Source organism: Pseudomonas alliivorans, assembly GCF_017826695.1.
GTDB classification, from domain to species: domain Bacteria; phylum Pseudomonadota; class Gammaproteobacteria; order Pseudomonadales; family Pseudomonadaceae; genus Aquipseudomonas; species Aquipseudomonas alliivorans.
Genome location: NZ_JAFFZW010000001.1, coordinates 440,432 through 459,733 on the forward strand (window position 1 = coordinate 440,432; position 19,302 = coordinate 459,733).

At 60.4% G+C, this 19,302-nt stretch carries 13 protein-coding genes; 8 read left to right on the forward strand and 5 right to left on the reverse strand.

The annotated features are described in order from the left end of the window. Positions 1 to 12: 12 nt before the first annotated feature. Positions 13 to 1,368, reverse strand: coding sequence for a TolC family outer membrane protein (locus JTJ32_RS02060; protein WP_210040582.1), 1,356 nt, complete (start codon positions 1,366 to 1,368; stop codon positions 13 to 15). A 412-nt stretch (positions 1,369 to 1,780) separates the two neighbouring features. On the opposite strand from JTJ32_RS02060, the gene JTJ32_RS02065 reads away from it, so the two are divergent. Further along, positions 1,781 to 5,053: a retention module-containing protein gene (locus JTJ32_RS02065; protein WP_210040584.1), complete on the forward strand. Its 3,273-nt coding sequence runs from the start codon at positions 1,781 to 1,783 to the stop codon at positions 5,051 to 5,053. 54 nt (positions 5,054 to 5,107) lie between these two features. Here JTJ32_RS02065 and JTJ32_RS02070 read toward each other — a convergent pair whose 3' ends face one another. Both JTJ32_RS02070 and JTJ32_RS02075 read right to left on the reverse strand, forming a co-directional pair. Then, positions 5,108 to 5,509, reverse strand: a complete 402-nt coding sequence (locus tag JTJ32_RS02070; protein WP_099229969.1) for a YbaN family protein — start codon at positions 5,507 to 5,509, stop codon at positions 5,108 to 5,110. A 10-nt stretch (positions 5,510 to 5,519) separates the two neighbouring features. Further along, on the reverse strand, positions 5,520 to 6,107 hold the full coding sequence (locus JTJ32_RS02075; RefSeq protein WP_099229971.1) for a UPF0149 family protein: 588 nt from the start codon (positions 6,105 to 6,107) through the stop codon (positions 5,520 to 5,522). A gap of 175 nt (positions 6,108 to 6,282) precedes the next feature. Between JTJ32_RS02075 and recQ the strand changes: the two genes are divergently transcribed. From recQ to JTJ32_RS02090, 3 genes are all read left to right on the forward strand, one after another. Beyond that, entirely contained in the window at positions 6,283 to 8,412 is a 2,130-nt protein-coding gene (recQ, locus tag JTJ32_RS02080) for a DNA helicase RecQ (RefSeq protein ID WP_099229972.1), read from the forward strand. Positions 8,413 to 8,504: 92 nt separating this feature from the next. Then, a complete protein-coding gene (locus JTJ32_RS02085) occupies positions 8,505 to 8,939 on the forward strand; it encodes a MarR family transcriptional regulator (protein WP_004879459.1) in 435 nt (144 codons plus the stop codon). Positions 8,940 to 9,034: 95 nt separating this feature from the next. Beyond that, positions 9,035 to 11,203, forward strand: coding sequence for a motility hub landmark protein FimV (locus tag JTJ32_RS02090; protein WP_210040586.1), 2,169 nt, complete (start codon positions 9,035 to 9,037; stop codon positions 11,201 to 11,203). Positions 11,204 to 11,318: 115 nt separating this feature from the next. Here JTJ32_RS02090 and JTJ32_RS02095 read toward each other — a convergent pair whose 3' ends face one another. Both JTJ32_RS02095 and JTJ32_RS02100 read right to left on the reverse strand, forming a co-directional pair. Further along, entirely contained in the window at positions 11,319 to 11,729 is a 411-nt protein-coding gene (locus JTJ32_RS02095) for a PA2817 family protein (protein ID WP_029241573.1), read from the reverse strand. 96 nt (positions 11,730 to 11,825) lie between these two features. Next, positions 11,826 to 14,273, reverse strand: coding sequence for an acyl-CoA dehydrogenase (locus JTJ32_RS02100; RefSeq protein WP_210040588.1), 2,448 nt, complete (start codon positions 14,271 to 14,273; stop codon positions 11,826 to 11,828). A 162-nt stretch (positions 14,274 to 14,435) separates the two neighbouring features. Here JTJ32_RS02100 and JTJ32_RS02105 point away from each other — a divergent pair, with 162 nt between their 5' ends. The 4 genes from JTJ32_RS02105 (at position 14,436) to JTJ32_RS02120 (ending at position 19,288) form a co-directional block, all read left to right on the forward strand. Next, a complete protein-coding gene (locus tag JTJ32_RS02105) occupies positions 14,436 to 15,059 on the forward strand; it encodes a glutathione S-transferase family protein (RefSeq protein WP_210040590.1) in 624 nt (207 codons plus the stop codon). A gap of 159 nt (positions 15,060 to 15,218) precedes the next feature. Further along, complete coding sequence (locus JTJ32_RS02110) at positions 15,219 to 16,151, forward strand: ABC transporter ATP-binding protein (RefSeq protein ID WP_099229980.1); 933 nt, start codon at positions 15,219 to 15,221, stop codon at positions 16,149 to 16,151. After that, entirely contained in the window at positions 16,148 to 16,936 is a 789-nt protein-coding gene (locus tag JTJ32_RS02115) for an ABC transporter permease (RefSeq protein ID WP_210040592.1), read from the forward strand. Before JTJ32_RS02110 ends, JTJ32_RS02115 begins: the two co-directional genes overlap by 4 nt. Before the next feature lie 135 nt (positions 16,937 to 17,071). After that, positions 17,072 to 19,288 (forward strand): DNA internalization-related competence protein ComEC/Rec2, encoded by a 2,217-nt coding sequence (locus tag JTJ32_RS02120; RefSeq protein WP_210040594.1) that lies wholly within the window; start codon positions 17,072 to 17,074, stop codon positions 19,286 to 19,288. Positions 19,289 to 19,302: the final 14 nt, after the last annotated feature.

The following is a 19,302-nucleotide window of genomic DNA, read 5'->3' on the forward strand; positions in this document are numbered from 1 at the left end:
CCCGGTCGCGGCTTATTTGAGTTCGGGCAGACGGGCTTCGCTCTGCACTTCGTTCAGCGCCACCGCTTCGGCAGGCAGGACCACGCGCTGTTTGCGCAGCAGCTCACCCTCGCTGGCCAGCACCCGGTACATGGCCAGCTCCTCGGTGTAACGCACTTCGGTGTAGCGACGGCTGGCGTTGTACAGCTCGTTCTCGCTGTCCAGCAGATCCAGCAGGCTGCGCTGTCCCAGACCGAACTGATCCTGATAGGCCGTGCGGACACGGGTGGTCGATTCGACATATTCCCGGGCAATCGGCGTTTGCTCGCGGGCGTTGCTCATGGCATTCCAGGCCAGCGACATGTTCTCGTTGAGCATACGCAGGGCGTTGTTGCGAATGTCCATCGCCTGGCCGGTCTTGTGTGCGTTGGAGCGCATGCGCGCCTTGTCGCGATTGCCATTGAACAGGTTGTAATTCATCACCACGGCGGCACGAAATTCGTTGTCGTGGCCGCGCTCGCCCTGCAGGTTGTCATTGGCACCGACGGCGAGTTCGGCGTCGAAGCGCGGATAGAAGGGGGCCTTGGCAATTTCATAATGTTTTTCGGCCGCCTGCACATCGGCCTGGGCCGACTTCAGGTAAGGGTTGTTGAGCAACATGCTCTGCTGCGCATCACTCAGGCTCAGCGGTACTTCGCCCCTGATCGACGGTGGCGACTCCAACTCGTCCGGCAGGCGCCCCACGGCGCTCTCGAAGTTGGCTTCAGCGTCTGCCAGGTCCACCTGTGCGGTGTGGAAGTTGTTCTGCGCCAGGGCGCGGCGTGCCAGCGACTGGTCGCGGTCGGCCAGGCTGCCGACGCCTCGCTCGCTGCGCAGGCTGATCTGGTCATTGATACGCAGGTGCGCCTGCAGGTTGTTTTTTGCCAGCGTCAGCAACTCGCGACGCTTGAGCACTTCCAGGTACACCTCGACAGCGCGCAAGGCCAGGCTTTGGGACGTTCCCTGTACGTAATACGCCCGTGAGTTGACCACCGCTTCTGTGCGTCCGACTTCGTTGGGCGTGTTGAAACCATCGAACAGCAACTGACGCAGGCGCAGTTCCGACTGGGTGTACGTCAGGGCTTCGGTATTGTGCCCATAGAGTGCGCGTGTGCTGGGGCTGTCGTTCTTCTGTCTGCCGTAGGCGGCAATGGCGTCAACCACTGGCAGATAGCCGCCTTTGGCCACATTCAGCTCTTCATTGGCTGACAGGCGTTCATGTTTGCCTGCCTGTATTTCAGGGTGAGTGTCGAGGGTGCTCTGAATCGCCTCGGTCAATGAGATGGCTTGCGCTTGCGCACAGGCCACTGCCAGGACAACAGCACTGTAAAGCGGGGTCAAATCGCGCATGGAGGTCTTCTCCCTGAGATGGTTCCTGATCGCCATAAAAATGACGATCCTGTGATGTCAGCCGTATCAGGCGTGTAACAACACAGCTAAGAACAACTTTGAGAAAACCTCAGACGCTTTTTTCATAGGGCTTATGCCAAAAAAAACTTATGCGGTTTTTTGATTTCGAGCGATGGTTATTTGCCTGAAAATCGAAATTTCAAGCGTTTATGAATATCGATCAGCAAATGGACGGTACATGACGAAATATTGTCAGGCCTCTTTTTGCCCATGATGCAGGTCCGACCAGCCAGAACGAATCGGGTGTCGGTATTTTGACGATCATTTTTTTTCAGCACCGAGGCGCGCGTACTGAAGTCGAACGTGTTGCCAGGCAGTGACAGCGCTGATCATCACGACAGTGGAGAAGCCCATGGCGAGCGTCATCGGAACAGTGTGGAGCGTATCGGGCAATGTATTTGCGGTGGCAGCAGACGGTTCAAAGAGGCTGCTGGTCGCCGGTAATCGCGTGTTTGTGGGCGAGCAGGTGCAGGCAGGATCTGACGGGGCTATCGCCGTCCGGCTGGAGAGCGGTGGCGAGCTGACCTTGGGGCGTGACAGTCGCGTGTTGCTTGATGCGGCCGTGCTCGACGATCAGGCGCCGCATGTGGAAACCCTTGATCCGCAGACTCCGACACTCGGTACCGTGACCGTCGATGATCGCGGGCCGTCGAGTGAGTCTGAAGCCAGTACAGGCGGTGGAGGGCACACGGTCGTCATGCTCAGCGAAACCGGCGGCGAGGTTCTGCCCGTGGTCGGCTTCGCCACCGAGGGCTTGGTGATGACACCGATCTTCCCCGAAGGGCGTGACGTTTTCGCGCGCGGCGGCAGTGATGTCGGAGCACCGCCCGATAACGTGATTCCACCTGCGCCTGAGCCGCCCTTCGTCGAGCCGCCGGTCACTGAGCCACCCATCACAGAGCCGCCGGTCATAGAACCACCTGTCACCGAGCCACCTGTCACCGAGCCACCGGTCACCGAACCCCCGGTGCCCCCGACAGAACCGCCTGTAGAGCCACCGACTGAGCCACCGGTCGAACCGCCTGAGCCCCCCGTCGAGCCTCCGGTTGATCACTGCGTCAGCGTATCGGACAGCGAACTGACGCTTCATGAAGCCAATCTGTGCGCAGGCTCTGCGCCCGATCCGGCCGCGTTGACCCAGAGCGGCAGCTTTATCGTCAGAGCGCCTGACGGGCTGCAGAGTCTGGTGGTGGGCGGCATCGAGATTGTCAGGGACGGGGCTGTGATGGACTTTTCCCAACCCGTGCTGACTGCGTTGGGCAACAGCCTGAGCATCACCGGCTACGACCCGGTCAGTGGCCAGATCACTTACAGCTACACCTTGCTCAATCCGCTCATGCATCCGGACGGCGAGGTGCCCGATACACTGGGCGAAACCATCGAGGTGGTGGCTGTCGATCGCGATGGCGACATGGGTACCGGGCAGTTGGAGATTGTCATTGTCGACGACCAGCCGCTCGCCGCCGATGTCTCGCTGACGGTAACACCCATGCCGCAAGACTCGAACCTGCTGTTGATCATCGACAACTCCGACAGCATGAAAGGCGCTTCCGGTATCGATGGCCTGTCACGTCTGGACCTGGCCAAACAGGCGCTCAACCGGTTGCTCGATCAGTACGCCGCCATGGGTGAGGTACGGGTGCAGATCGTGACCTTCAACAGTCAGGCCGACCTGCCCGGTTCAGTCTGGGTCGATGTCGCCACTGCCCGAGACATCATCCATGCTCTGGAGGCCGGCAACGGCACCAACTACGACGCAGCACTGGCGGCCGCGCAGCATGCGTTTTTCAGCGCTGGCAGTCTGACGGGTGCGCAGAATCTGGCGTACTTTCTGTCGGACGGCAACCCGACGCTGTCCCCGGAGCATTCCGAACCCAACCACCAGCCCGACCCGAGCCAGGGCGACGGCATCGATGCCGATGAACAGGCGATCTGGACGGCCTTTCTCGATGCTCACGGCATCAAGTCGTTTGCCATCGGCATCGGCAGCGACGTCAGCCAGACCTACCTGGACCCTATCGCCCACGATGGACAGTCCGGCAACGACATGCGCTCGGTAATCGTTCTGGAACCGCGTGAGCTGAATGCCGTGCTCAGTGGCACGGTTCAAGGCAGCACCGAAGGCAGCCTGCTCGCTGGCGGTACATTCGGTGCCGACGGCGGCTTCGTCAACGTGCTGATGGTCGACGGTGTGGCCTACACCTATGACCGAAGCGGGCAGGGCAGCATCAGCGGCGGTGCGGGGCAGGCACATTTCGACAGCAGCGCTCGTACCGTCACCCTGATCACCCAGGCGGGTGGCACCCTGATGGTTGATATGGAAAGCGGCGCATTCAGTTATACGCCGAGCGGTTCCCTGACAGCCGTTACGGAAAAGATCGGTTATGTGCTCAGTGATCATGACGGCGACCTGGCGGGCGCAACGCTGTCGATTCACGTGCAGCCACCCGCCCCGACGCCTTCGCCCGAAGCCTTGGATGATCACATCATCACCAACATTCTCGCTCCGAGCATCGAGGTGCCTGCCGCAGCGTTGCTGGCCAACGATCATTCGCGAAACGGTGATCCGCTGAGCGCGGCGACAACCGTGTTTCAGACCGGCTGGCGGGACGCCGGTTCAGACTTCGCGTCGCCGCAGCTGAACACCCTTCAGTTCTGTGGACAGGAAGATGTGTTGGAAAACCGGATCAAGGACCTGCAGCGTTCGGATTTTCATGTCACTCATGCGGCGACTGCCACCGTGCTGCTCAGCGGTTATCTCGGTGCCTGGCAGGGTGACACGTTCAATCATCAGGACCTGTATAGCGTTGAGCTGAGGGCGGGTGAAACGCTGACGGTCGACACCCGTCAGCTTTCCGATCAGGTCGGGCTGGCGTGGCAAATGGACGATGGCGAATTTCACAGTCTGGCGGCGAATGGATCGTTCACCGCCAGCGAGGACAGCACCTACCGCCTGATTCTGATCCACCAGCCTGACCCTGGTGTGCCGAATGAAGGGCTGAACTACCCGTTGGGTCTGAGCATCGACTACAGTCAGGTTAATACCACCCCAGGTTATGAGGGCAGCTATGCAATTCAGGATGCGCATGGCCGTCAGGATTCGGCGGCCGTGATTATCGATTACCAGCATGGTCCCGTGTTGATCGGCACCGATAGCGACGACGTACTGCTTGCGGCAGGCGGCAATGATTGCCTGAACGGCGGCAACGGCCATGATGTGCTGATCGGCGGACAGGGTGACGACGTGCTGACGGGCGGTGACGGGCCGGACCGGTTCATGTGGCTGGCGGGCGACACGGGCCATGATCGGGTGACGGACTTCGACGTCAGTGTCGATAGCCTCGATCTGTCCCAGCTCTTGCAGGGCATGGGTGCGAAGGCTGAAACACTGCAGGACTTACTGCATGTACGGGTCAATGGCGTTGGCACGCAATCGGTTTCGACCATTGAAGTGGGCGTGGATGCGAGTCATCCGAGCCAGAGCATCGAGCTTGCGGGCGTCGACCTGGCCGCGCAGTTCGGCGTCACGCCGGGGGCTGGTGGCTGGATAGGCGCAGGTGCGGACACGGCGACCATCATCAACGGCATGCTGAGTGATCATTCGTTGAAGGTGGATGTGGTTTAGCGCACTGTTTCCGGCAAACACTTGGCGGTGTGAGGTTCAACAAGGGTCAGGACCTCACTGCCTGCGCAACGTCTTCTGCCTGAGGATATAAACCGTCACCAGCACCGCACTGACCAACATGAAGCCACGAGCCCACGGCAGGGGAACCAGATAGCAGGACAGTCCGATGCTGGCCCACATCGTGCCAATCGCGTAGACCTTGCCCTTGAGAGGAATGCCGCGGCCTTCAAGGTAGTCCTTGATCCAGGGACCAAGCCGCTTGTGGTTGACCAGCCAGTGATAGAAGCGAGGAGAGCTGCGAGCAAAACATGCGGCAGCCAGTAGCAGAAAAGGCGTTGTGGGCAGCACCGGAAGCACAATCCCGACAACGCCCAGCGCAACGCTCAGCCAGCCGACGCCCAATAGAAAATAGCGCACCGACCGATGACGGCTGGTGCGCGTCGACGCCTGCGCCATAGGCGCGGACTCAGTGGTGGCGGGGTTTGAGAATGGCCGGCTTCTCATCCGGCGCCTGGCACAGCAGGTACAGCGCCGTCAGCGCTTCCGGAATCTGCACGATCATGTCGTCCATCAGGTTGGCGTCCTGAGCGATATCGGAGAATTCCGGTTGCTCGTCGAACAGACCCGAACCGACCATGATAGGCAGCAGCATCTCGCTGACTTCGTCCTCGGCGCTTTCGAACCAGGCGTTTTCACGCAGGAACACGCCTTCCATGAAGCCGATGCACCAGCCACGCAGATCCGAATCATCCGGGTCGTCGCCCAGGTCCAGATCGCACGGCAGTTCGAACTCTTCATCCGACGCCAACTGGCGCGCGATGTGCGCCTGCAGTGCAACGAGAGTGGCTTCGATCTCGACGCGCTGTGCGTCGCTTGCGTAGTGCGGCGGCTCGGAGAACAGGGCATCGATCCACTCGCGCTCCGGCACTGGTTCGGAACAGATCGACAGGGCGGTCAGGTAGCCATGAGCGGCCACGTAGTCCAGTGCTTCTTCGTGCAGTTCATCTGCATCGAGGAAGACTTGCAGGCGGGTTAGTTGCTCAGCGAAGGACATGGACGCACTACCTTGGAAATAAACGATGCTGAATTCTAGGCCCTGAGCGCCTGTGGCGCCAGCGCGGCGGCCCAATGCAGTTAATTTCGACCACTCATGTCCCAGTCATCCATTGCCTGTGAGTGCTCGGGTATACTCCCCCGTTTGCAGTGCAGCAGGACAATCTGGGGTTTTTATGCTCGAACAGGCACAACGCGTACTTAAAGACATCTTCGGCTACGACAGCTTCCGTGGTCGCCAGGGTGCCATTATCGAACGTGTAGCCAACGGCGGTGATGCACTGGTGCTGATGCCGACCGGCGGTGGCAAGTCCCTGTGTTTTCAGGTTCCCGGCCTGTTGCGCGATGGCCTGTGTGTGGTGGTGTCGCCGCTTATCGCATTGATGGACGATCAGGTCGCGACCCTCGAGGAACTCGGTGTTTCTGCCGCTGCGCTCAATTCGACACTCAGCGCCGAGCAGCAGCGCGACCTGGCCAACCGGATTCGTCAGGGCGAAGTCAAAATGCTTTATCTGGCGCCGGAACGTCTCGTTCAGCCGCGCATGCTGTCCTTTCTGCAAAACCTCGATATCGCGCTGTTCGCCATTGATGAAGCGCACTGCGTTTCTCAATGGGGACATGATTTCCGTCCCGAGTACCTGCAACTGGGTCAACTCGCCGAACTGTTCCCCAGCGTTCCGCGCATCGCCCTGACGGCCACTGCCGACAAGCGGACACGTGAAGAAATCGTCACGCGTCTGCATCTGCAGAACGCCGAGCGGTTTCTGTCCAGTTTCGACCGCCCCAACATCTTCTATCGCATCGTGCCTAAGGAATCGCCGCGCAAGCAGTTGCTGGCGTTTCTGTCCGAGCGGCGCAGTGATGCAGGCATCGTCTATTGCCTGTCGCGCAAGAAAGTCGACGAGGTCGCGGTTTTCCTCAGCGAGAACGGCTATCCGGCACTGCCGTATCACGCGGGACTGCCTTCCGAAACCCGTGCCGCCAATCAGAAGCGCTTCCTTAATGAAGAAGGCCTGATCATGGTCGCGACCATCGCATTCGGCATGGGCATCGACAAGCCCAACGTACGCTTCGTCGCCCATATGGACCTGCCCAAGTCGCTGGAAGCCTACTATCAGGAAACCGGCCGGGCAGGGCGTGACGGTCTGCCCGCGGATGCGTGGATGGCCTACGGTCTGCAGGACGTGCTGATGCTCAAGCAGATGCTGCAGAACTCCGAAGGTGACGAGCGGCACAAGCGGCTCGAACACCACAAGCTCGACGCCATGCTGGCGCTTTGCGAAGAAACCCGCTGCCGTCGCCAGACGCTGCTGGCCTACTTCGACGAAGACATGCCCAACCCCTGCGGTCACTGCGACAATTGTGTCGATGGCGTACAGACCTGGGACGCCACCGAGCCTGCACGTCAGGCGCTGTCGGCCATCTATCGCACTGGCCAGCGCTATGGTGTGGGGCATCTGGTGGACGTTCTGCTCGGCAAGTCCAATGACAAGGTCGAAAGTTTCGGTCATCAGCACCTGTCGGTGTTCGGTGTCGGCAAGGCGCGCTCCGAGGGTGAGTGGCGTTCATTGTTCCGGCAACTGGTCGCGCGCGGTCTGGCGGACATCGATCTGGAAGGCTACGGCGGCCTGCGTCTGAGTGATACCTGCCGCCCGCTGCTGCGCGGTGAGGTCACGTTGGAACTGCGTCGCGACCTCAAGCCGCAGACCTCCACCAAGAGCCATTCCGGCAGCCCGGCCAGTCAATTGGTGCGAGGCGAGGAGCGCGAGCAGTGGGAAGCCCTGCGCACGCTGCGCCGTAAGCTGGCCGAAGAACACGCAGTGCCGCCTTACGTCATTTTCCCGGATTCGACTCTGCTGGAAATGCTGCGCAGCAAGCCCGGTTCAATGGCCGAAATGGCCCGCGTCGGCGGTGTCGGCGCGCGCAAGCTGGAACGTTACGGCGAGGCGTTTCTGGAAGTGCTCAGCGGCAAGGCCGAAGCGCCCCGAGTGGTCACTGACCTGCGTCACGAGCTGATCAGTCTGGCGCACGCCGGCATGACCCCGGCACAGATTGCCGGCCAGTTGCAGTGCTCGGAAAAGAATGTCTACACCCTGCTCGCCGAAGCCATCGGCAAACAGCAACTGTCCGTTGAACAGGCGCTGGATCTGCCCGAAGACCTGCTGGGTGAAATCCAGGATGCGTTTCTCGACGGAGAGGGCGAACTGCCTCCGGTTTCTTCAGTGATCGAACAATTCACTGGGCGTGTTCCTGAAGGTGTGCTGTATTGCGTGCGCGCCGCCCTGCAATCCGAGTTCGAGATGTAGGAACCTGCGACGAGACGCCACGGTCGGGCGCTTGCCTGTTTGCAAGGAGCATGCTTAGCTCGCTAATAGTTAGATTTGATCACGAGTGCTCTATGCCATTGACTGATGAACATCGTTTCGGGATGCAACTCGCACAGATTTCCCGAGGCTGGCGGGCCGAACTGGATCGTCGTCTCGCAGGTCTGGGTCTGTCTCAGGCCCGGTGGCTGGTGTTGCTGCATCTTGCCCGCTTCGGTGAGGCACCTACCCAGCGTGAACTGGCCCAGAGCGTCGGCGTCGAGGGTCCGACCCTCGCACGATTGCTCGACAGCCTTGAAGGGCAGGGGCTGGTGCAGCGTCAGGCGGTGCTTGAGGATCGCCGGGCGAAGAAAATCGTACTCTGCGACACCGCCCTGCCATTGATCGAACAGATCGAAACCATCGCCAACGTGTTGCGGATCGAACTCTTTGAGGGCGTTGATGAGGAAGACCTGCGGGTGTGCGTACGCGTGCACTCGCGAATTCTGGCCAATCTCGAAAGATCCTGAGACGAGGCTGCGAGTTCTCCCCCATACTCTTGCAACGGATAGTGAAGTTCATCGGGACAGGTGAGAGGCCTGCTGTGGTTTCCATAAGGGTTAGCATGCTGAAGAGTTCTCAGGCGAGTACGGGTCGCTCCGTCGGTCACGGTTTTTACGCACGCGTGATGGCGGCGTCTGTCGTGGCTTCGACACTGGTGTATTCATCGCTGGCATCAGCGTTGGGGCTGGGCGAAATAACCCTGCATTCGGCGCTCAACCAGCCATTGAATGCAGAAATTACGCTGCTGGAAACCGAAGGTCTGAGCCCCGACGATGTGGTGGCCAGGCTGGCCTCGCCGGAGGCGTTTGCCAAGGCGGGCGTCGAGCGCGTGTTCTTTCTCAATGATCTGCGATTCACCCCTGTGCTGAATGGCGGGCGCGGCGTGATCCGGGTGGTTTCGCACAAGCCGGTCACCGAACCTTACCTGAGCTTCCTTGTGCAGTTGTCCCGCCCTAATGGCGATCTGCTGCACGAATACACGGTCCTGCTTGATCCCGCCACGTCGCCCGAGGGCGTCGCGGCAACCCGCAGTCGGAACACACAGCGCACTGCACAGTCGGCGGCAACTGAATCACGCATGCCGGTTGCGCCGCCAGCCGCTGTTCAGGGCAAATACTACAAGGTCGTCAGCGGCGACACCCTCAACGCCATTGCTGCGCGCGTTCAAGGCCAGGGCAGCAAGGTTTCGACCTCTCAGATGGCCGATGGCATTCGGCTTCTCAATCCTCAGGTGTTCGCCCAGGGAGCAGGTTTGAAACCTGGACAGGACCTCCTGCTGCCTGATTCGGCCGTGCAGCCCACGGCCAGCCCTTCGGTAGCCAGTCCCGCAGCGCCAGCGGTGCAACCTGCCGAAGTCCGGGAGGCAGCCGAACAGATGGCGACCGCAGCCATTGAAACCCAGCAATTGACTCGCGCGCTCGAAGAACTCAAGGCGCAGACCGCAGATCTTCAGGATCAGTTGGTTGGCAAGGACAAGCAGATCACAGCGCTTCGCACCGACCTCGCGCAGGCTCAGTCCGCCACGAGCACAGCGGCCACACCGTCGCCCGCAGTCTTGCCTGTTCAACAGCCAGTTGTGGCAGCGGCTCCCAGCGAACCCTTCGTCAGTATTCCGGTCCTGTTGGCCGGGCTGCTGATCGTCCTGCTGCTTCTGGCATTTGCCTACACCAGAAGACGGCAGCAACGTAGTCAGAGCGTGACACCTGCCGTAACGCCGGACGATTCCCTGATCAAACCCGCTCAGGCTGCGGTGCTTCCCGTGTTCGAAGTGCCTGCGGTCGCGCCAGCAGTCGCACCCGTCGTGGCCAAATCGTCGTCATCACAACGCATGGCTGGCGCAGCGCCCGATGCACTGGACGGCGTCAGTATCTATATTGCCTACGGGCGTTTCAGTGAAGCGATTGGCATCCTGCGCAGTGCGCTTGAAAAACAGCCGGATCGCGAAGACATTCGCATCAGGTTGCTCGAATTGCTGGCCGAGCAGGGCGACAGTGCCGGGTTTGCTGCCGAGGAACGTTCCGCCCTGCATCACGGTGTGACCCCGCAAGCCATTCAGGATATTCGTGAGCGTTATCCGCAGCTCAAGGCCCGTGAGGCGCTCGCTGCATCGACGGTGTTGCCCGCCGCCGCTGTCGGGGCCGTTTCGCTGGCCAAGAGCGCTTCCGAGTCGAAAGACGAAGATGTGCCTGATCCTGTTTCAGAACAGGAACAGCCCGCCATTACGCAGCTGGACGAAACCACCGCAGCAGCGCTGAATCCTGAACCGTCAGACGAGTTCCAGTTGAATCTGGACGAGCTGTCGATGGATGCTGACTGGGACCTGGTCGATCCGTTCGATGCGCCGCCTGCTCGCACCAAACCTGTCGTTCAACCTGAGGTAGACCCTGGATTTTCATCGGATCTGAATCAGTTGCCCGAAGTGTTCGAGCTGTCCGACGAGCAATTTCTCAGCGACTTCTCCGAGTCGGATGCAGTCGAGCCCATCGAAGTGATTCCGCCATCGGCTGTCGACGATTTGAGCAATGACTTCCTCGACAGCTTCATGAGCGACGATTCTGACTTCGACCTGCTGGACCTCGATGAACCGCCCTTGAGCCAGATCAATCAGGCTCAAGTGTTGATCGACGACGGGGATATCGAGTCGGCCCGTGAAATCCTGTTGCAGGTGATTGCCGAGTCTGACGAAGAACATCAGCGTCTGGCGCGGGAACTGTTGGCAGGGATCAGTTGAGAGACGTCGTTGCGCTTTGCGCTCGACGTGAGGTCCCTGATCGTGTCAACGCGCAGCGTTGGCACGATCAAAATGGGCTCGCGACTGTGAAGCCTGCGTCACAGCACTGAGTCGCTCAGTGCTTGCTGCCTTGAGTCGACATTGCCAGCAGCTGCTTCTCCTGATTCCAGTCGAACGGCTCATCGTTCTGCTCGGCTTCATACCGGCGTTCTTCGAGTGCCTGATACAGGTCGATTTCATCGTCCGGCATGAAATGCAGACAGTCACCCGCGAAGAACCACAGAAGGTCGCGCGGCACCAGATGGGCGATTTGCGGGTAGCGCTGGATCACCTGACACAGAATGTCCTGGCCCAGATACTGGCTTTCGATAGGGTCTTGCGGCAATTGCTCGACCAGTTCGTCGAAGCGCTCCATGAATAATGCATGGCTTTCTTCGGGAACCTGCTCGGCCTCGCCCAGCGCGACCAGAATACTGCGCAGGTGCGCAAGCAGACCGAGATGGTGGTCGAGAGTGGCGTCGGCCATGATGTAATCCTCAAATGCAAAAACAGGCGCGAGAGTATAAAGCTCTGCGCGCCTGTTTTGTGGATCAACTGACCTGCGAGGGTCAGGTGGGGTCAATCAGCGAATCTTGCCCGCTGTATGCGTCAGCTCTTCCTTGTCGAAATCATCCACGTCGATCACCTTGCGACGCGCCGCCTCGGCGGTTTTCAGTGTCTGCGCCTCGTCAGCCTGCAGCACGCCGACACGCAACGCAGCATCGATGAGTGGCTCGCCGGCTTCTGGCAGCACCTGCCCACCTTTGACGGCAACCTGGAGCTTCTTGTGCAGCGGATACGCGGCACTCAGCAGATCGCTGGCGTGTTGCAGCGCGCCAACCGGATCTTCGGCCGATTGCGGGCGGTAGCAGCCTGCAAGCAACTCTTCCAGCGTCGGATCACCCTTGGCGCGCCCCAGCACCTGAGCCACTTCGGCATCAAGCTTGTCGGACGGACCTTTGTGACGACGGCCGAACGGGAAGACGATGACCCGCAGCAGACCTCCGAGAATGCGGTTCGGGAAGTTGCTGAGGATTTCATCCATCGCCCGTTCCGAATGCCCCAGGCTTTCTTCCATGGCCCAGCGGAACAACGGGCTCATGTGATCCGGCGAACCCAGGTCGTGGTAACGCTTGAGGGACGCGGAAGCCAGATACAGATGGCTGAGCACGTCACCCAGACGGGCCGACAGTCGCTCGCGACGTTTCAGTTCGCCACCCAGCAGCATCATGCTCAGGTCCGCCAGCATGGCGAACGCCGCGGCCTGACGATTCAGCGCTCTGAAGTAGCCTTGGCTCAGGTTGTCGCCCGGCGCGCGCTCGAAATGCCCAAAGCCCAGGTTCAGAATCAATGTGCTGGCTGCGTTGCTCACCGCAAAGCCGATATGCTTGAGCAGCAGGCTGTCGAACTCGAGCAGTGCGTTGTCGTGGTCTGTGCGCCCGGCCAGTGCCATCTCCTTGAGCACGAACGGATGGCAGCGAATCGCGCCCTGGCCGAAAATCATCAGGTTGCGCGACAGAATGTTTGCCCCTTCGACCGTAATGAAGATGGGAGCGCCTTGCCAGTTGCGGCCCAGGTAGTTGTTCGGGCCCATGATGATGCCCTTGCCGCCATGCACATCCATGGCGTGGCCGATGCATTCACGGCCGCGCTCGGTCAGGTGGTATTTGAGGATGGCCGACAGAACCGATGGCTTTTCGCCCAGATCCACGGCGTTGGCGGTCAGCATCCGCGCACTGTCCATCAGCCAGGCGTTGCCACCGATGCGCGCGAGTGCTTCCTGAATACCTTCGAATGCCGACAGCGGCACGTTGAACTGCTCGCGCACCCTGGCGTACTGACCTGTCACCAGACTGGTGTATTTGGCCGCGCCGGTGCCCACGGCGGGTAGCGAGATCGAGCGACCCACCGACAGGCAGTTCATCAGCATCATCCAGCCCTTGCCCAGCATGGGCTGACCACCAATCAGATAGCTCAGCGGGATGAACACGTCCTTGCCGGAGTTGGGGCCGTTCATGAACGCAGCGCCCAGTGGCACGTGACGACGACCGATCTCGACGCCCGGTGTGTCAGTCGGAATCAGCGCCAGGCTGATGCCCAGGTCTTCTTCCTCGCCCAACAGGTGCTCAGGGTCGTAGGCCTTGAACGCGAGACCGAGCAGCGTGGCAACCGGACCCAGTGTGATGTAGCGCTTTTCCCAGGTCAGACGCAGGCCAATCACTTCTTCGCCTTGCCAGTCGCCCTTGCAGATAATACCGGTGTCCGGCATCGCGCCAGCATCGGAGCCCGCCAGCGGGCCGGTCAGTGCGAAGCAAGGGATGTCATCGCCACGCGCCAGACGGGGCAGGTAGTGGTTGCGCTGTTCGTCGGTGCCGTAATGAAGCAACAGTTCCGCAGGACCGAGGGAGTTGGGGACCATCACGGTCGAGGCCAGGTCACCGCTGCGGGTCGCCAGCTTCATGGCGATCTGCGAATGGGCGTAAGCGGAGAAACCCTTGCCGCCGAATTCTTTAGGAATAATCAACGCGAAGAAGCCGTGCTGCTTGATGTGCGCCCAGGCTTGCGGCGGAAGGTCCATGGCCTGCCCGATTTCCCAGTCACTGACCATGGCGCACAACGCTTCGGTCGGGCCGTCGATAAATGCCTGTTCTTCTTCGGTCAGTTGGACTTTCGGATAGGCCAGCAATTTGTCCCAGTCGGGACGTCCGCTGAACAGCTCACCGTCCCACCAGACAGTCCCGGCATCGATGGCGTCACGCTCGGTCTCGGACATCGGTGGCAGGACTTTCCTGAACCAATTGAACATCGGCGCCGTGAAATGTTTGCGGCGCAGGTCAGGCAGGATCATCGGTATGAAGATCGCCAGCCACAATATCCAGAAAATCGTCAACAGCCAGCCGGGTGCATGGCTGAAAATGCCCATCGCCAGCAGGTAGACCGCGACTGCGCCCAGTGCAGGAAGCGGGTCGGTACGTCGATGGGCCAGCCAGGCAATGCCCACGACCAGCACAACAATCCACAACAGCAGCATACGTATTCCTCCGTGATGAACGCCGCTCTGGCAGCGATCAAGAACTGGTCGCCAGGCAGTGGTGGGGCGACATCGATAGTGACCCTGTCCCGACAAGGAAGTTGCCGGCGGATCGGGTAGACTGAGTAGTCAGTTTTTCACAGCCACTGCGAGGGGAACGCAATGCTCACGATATGGGGACGGAAGAATTCAAGCAATGTGCGCAAGGCGCTCTGGATTGCCGAGGAAGTAGGGGTTCCCTACGAAACCCGGGATGCCGGCGGCGCGTTCGGGCTGGTCAACGAGGCGGCATACCGCAGCAAGAACCCCAACGGCCGTATCCCCATGATTGAAGACGGCGATTTCGTGCTCTGGGAATCCAATGCCATCGTGCGTTACCTTGCAGCCCGTCACGCGCCGGATTCCGACCTGTATCCCTCCGATCTGCAAACCAGAGCGCAAGCGGACAAATGGATGGACTGGACCACTTCAACCATTGCGACGCCCTTTATCCCGGTATTCTGGGGCGTGTTGCGTACGTCGGCTGACAAGCAGGACTGGAACGCCATCAACGAAGGCATCCTTCACCTGCACAGCCTGTTGCTGGTCGCAGACGAGGCTTTGTCCCGCCAGCCCTACCTGTCGGGTGAGGCGTTCGGCATGGGCGACATTCCGCTGGGCTGTTTTGCCTACGCCTGGTTTGAAATGCCGGTTGAACGTCCGCCGCTGCCTCACCTCCAAGCCTGGTATGAACGCCTCAAGACGCGTCCAGCGTATCGCAAGGCGGTGATGAGTCCGTTGACCTGATCGCCAGCTTTTCACGGCGCTTCGATATTTACTATTAACAAATGTGTCTGTACTTGAACGACCCGGCCAAGCACCATTGCGTGCTCGGGTGTCAGTGACGCGCACAGCGGCTTTCAGCCCACCCCATTCTTTCTATTCTGATTTGGTACTTTTCCCGATATGTCTTCTGCTCTGTCCATCCGGCAGCTAACCAAAACCTACGGCAACGGTTTCCAGGCCCTGAGTGGTATCGACCTGGATGTCGCCGAAGGTGATTTCTTCGCCTTGCTCGGCCCCAACGGCGCGGGCAAATCCACCACCATCGGCATCATCTCGACGCTGGTCAACAAGACCAGCGGTACGGTGAACATCTTCGGCCATGACCTGGACCGCGAGCCTGCTGCGCTCAAACGCTCCATCGGTGTCGTGCCGCAGGAATTCAACTTCAATCAGTTCGAGAAAACCTTCGACATCGTCGTTACCCAGGCCGGTTACTACGGCATTCCGGCGAAGATCGCGAAGGAACGCGCCGAACAGTACCTGACCCAACTGGGCCTCTGGGACAAGCGCGACGTGCCTTCCCGTTCGCTGTCCGGCGGCATGAAGCGTCGTCTGATGATCGCCCGTGCGCTGATTCACGAGCCGCGCCTGCTGATTCTCGACGAGCCGACCGCAGGTGTGGACATTGAATTGCGCCGTTCCATGTGGACGTTCCTGACCGAACTGAACCGCAAGGGCATCACCATCATTCTGACCACGCACTATCTGGAAGAGGCCGAGCAGTTGTGCCGCAACATAGGCATCATCGACCACGGCACGATTGTGCAGAACACCAGCATGAAGCAACTGCTCAGCACCCTGACCGTCGAGACGTTCCTGCTCGACCTAAAGGCAACCTGGCAGACCGCGCCGCAACTGCCCGGTTTCCCCAGCCGTCTGCTTGATAGCCATACGCTGGAAGTGCAGGTCGACAAGAACGTGGGCATCACCGCGCTGTTCAGCCAACTGGCTGCACAAAATATAGAAGTGCTGAGCCTGCGCAATAAATCCAATCGCCTTGAGGAGTTGTTCGTGTCCCTGGTGGAAAAAAACCTGGCGAAGGTGGCGCTATGACTGCCGAGACTGGCGAGCTGCGTCCCAATCTGGTCGCCCTCAAAACCATCGTTTTTCGTGAAGTCCATCGTTTCATGCGCATCTGGCCGCAGACCCTGCTGCCGCCTGCCATCACCATGGTTCTGTACTTTGTCATCTTCGGTAACCTGATCGGTCGCCAGATCGGTGACATGGGCGGCTTCACCTACATGCAGTACATCGTGCCCGGACTGATCATGATGTCGGTGATCACCAACTCCTATGGCAACGTGGTCTCGAGCTTCTTCGGTGCCAAGTTCCAGCACTCGATCGAAGAACTGATGGTGTCGCCCGTATCACCGCACACTATTCTGGTGGGCTACACACTGGGCGGCGTGCTGCGCGGCCTGATGGTTGGCTTCATCGTGACCATTCTGTCGATGTTCTTCACCGACCTGCAGGTCCACCACCTCGGCGTGACCATCGTGGTTGTCGTACTGACCGCAACGATCTTCTCGCTACTGGGTTTCATCAACGCCGTTTTCGCACGCAACTTCGACGATATCTCGATTATCCCGACCTTTGTGCTGACCCCGTTGACCTACCTCGGTGGCGTGTTCTACTCAATCAACCTGTTGCCGCCTTTCTGGCAGACTGTGTCGCTGGCCAACCCGGTCCTGCACATGGTCAACGCGTTTCGCTACGGCATTCTGGGTGTTTCCGACATCAAGATCAGCATCGCCCTGGCGTTCATGATCGTCGCCACGTTCGTGCTGTATTTCGGTTGCGCACGGTTGCTGGTGAGTGGGCGTGGTATGCGTCAGTAACATTTCCAACATTGGCCCGCCACACGGCGGGCTGATGAGTCCGCAAGACTGCCTTTTCAAATTCTGAAACACACCTCCAGCCCACACGTCTTCGCTTGCGCCCATCCTTGAAGCTTTCCGCTTCGAGTACTCCCCATGCGCACAGGGATGATCGCGCTTGCGCTTGGCCTGTTGGCCCTGCGTTTTCTGCCGGCCTTGCCCGGTACCTGGCTGTTGCTGTTGATGCCTGTCGTGGCGTTGATGCTGCTGCCGTTTCGCACCTATCCGCTGGCATTCTTTCTGTTCGGCTTCACTTGGGCTTGCGTCTCGGCGCAGATGGCACTGGATGACCGGTTGCTGCCCCGGCTCGACGGTCAGACGCTGTGGCTGCAAGGCAAAGTGGTCGGGTTGCCGAGTAGCGCCGAAGGCGTTGTGCGTTTCGAGCTCGCGGATGGCCTATCACGTCGGGCGAAGCTGCCCAGGCTGATGCGCATCGCCTGGTACGGCGGTCCTGAGGTGCGCAGCGGTGAGCGCTGGCGACTGGCGGTGAAGCTCAAGCGTCCAAGCGGGCTGGTCAATCCCGAAGCGTTTGATTATGAAGCCTGGTTATTGGCTCAGCGTATCGGCGCGACCGGTACGGTGGTGGACGGTCAATTGCAGGCACCGGCCCGCGCCGCCTGGCGCGATGCCATTCGTCAGCGCCTGCTGGCCGTCGATGCGCAAGGACGCGAAGGCGGGCTGGCGGCGCTGGTGTTGGGCGATGGGTCTGGCTTGTCGACCATCGACTGGCAAGTGCTGCAGGACACCGGCACGGTGCATTTACTGGTGATCTCCGGTCAGCACATCAGTCTGCTGGCCGGCGTGATTTATGCGCTGGTGAGCCTGCTGGCACGCTGGAGACTGTGGCCGCGACCACTGCCGTGGCTGCCCTGGGCGTGCGGTCTGGCGTTCACTTCCGCGCTGGGTTATGGGTTGCTGGCCGGGTTCGACGTGCCGGTGCGCCGTGCCTGTGTGATGGTGGGCCTGGTTCTGCTCTGGCGTTTGCGCTTTCGGCATCTGGGCATGACCTGGCCGTTACTGCTGTCGCTCAATGCCGTGCTGGTGTTCGAACCGCTGGTGAGCCTGCAACCGGGCTTCTGGCTGTCGTTCGCGGCGGTGGGGATTCTGATCCTGATCTTCAGCGGTCGCCTTGGTGCCTGGGGCTGGATGCAGAGCTGGACGAGGGCCCAGTGGCTGATCGCGGTCGGTCTGCTGCCGATCCTGATGATGTTGAACCTGCCGATCAGTATCAGCGGCCCGCTCGCCAACCTGCTGGCGGTGCCCTGGGTCAGTGTCGTCGTGCTGCCCGCGGCATTGATGGGCACGCTGTTGCTACCCGTTCCGATGGTGGGCGAGGGCTTGTTGTGGCTGGCGGGTGGGGCGCTGGAATGGCTGTTCGTGTTTCTGGGCTGGATGGCCGAACGTATACCTGCCTGGCTGCCCAGCACCACACCTGCCTGGGCTCTGGCCTTGAGCCTGCTCGGCGCGTTGCTGCTCCTGCTGCCCAGAGGTGTGCCGATGCGGCCTCTGGGCTGGCCGCTGCTGTTGCTATGCGTGTTTCCACCCCTCAAATCTGTGCCTGTCGGACAGGTTGACGTTCTGCAGCTGGATGTCGGGCAGGGGCTGTCGATTTTGCTGCGCACGCGTCACCACACGTTGCTGTATGACACCGGGCCGCGTTTCGGTGAGTTCGATATAGGTCAGCGAGTGGTGGTGCCCGCCATTCGCAAGAGTGGGGTGCGGCATCTGGACATGATGCTGCTCAGTCATGCCGATTCGGATCATGCCGGAGGCGCGCTGGCGGTCCACAAGGCGTTTCCGGTCTCGCGGGTGCTGGGCGGTGATATCGAGCGTCTCGCGCCTTCATTGGGTGCGCGCCGCTGTGAGAGCGGTGAGCAGTGGGAATGGGACGGTGTGGTGTTTTCGACCTGGATCTGGGATCAGGCACCTGAAGGCAATGCGGGGTCCTGCATGCTGAGTGTCGACGCCGGTGGCGAGCGATTGCTGCTGACCGGCGATGTCGATGCCGAAGCCGAGCAGGCGGCGATCGACAGCGGATTCGATCTGCGCGCCCATTGGCTGCAGGCGCCGCATCACGGCAGCCGGTCCTCTTCCTCGAAACCGTTTCTGAAAGCCGTCACACCGACGGGCGTCCTGATCTCGCGTGGACGCAATAATGCTTTTGGTCACCCGCACCCGCTGGTCATGGCGCGCTATAGATGGAACGGTATCGCCAGCTACGACAGTGCAGAGCTGGGTGCTATCCGCCTGCACCTGGGGACTTACGGCAGCCCTGAGGCACAGCGTGCGCAGCGTCGTTTCTGGCGCGACTGAATCCACGGATATCG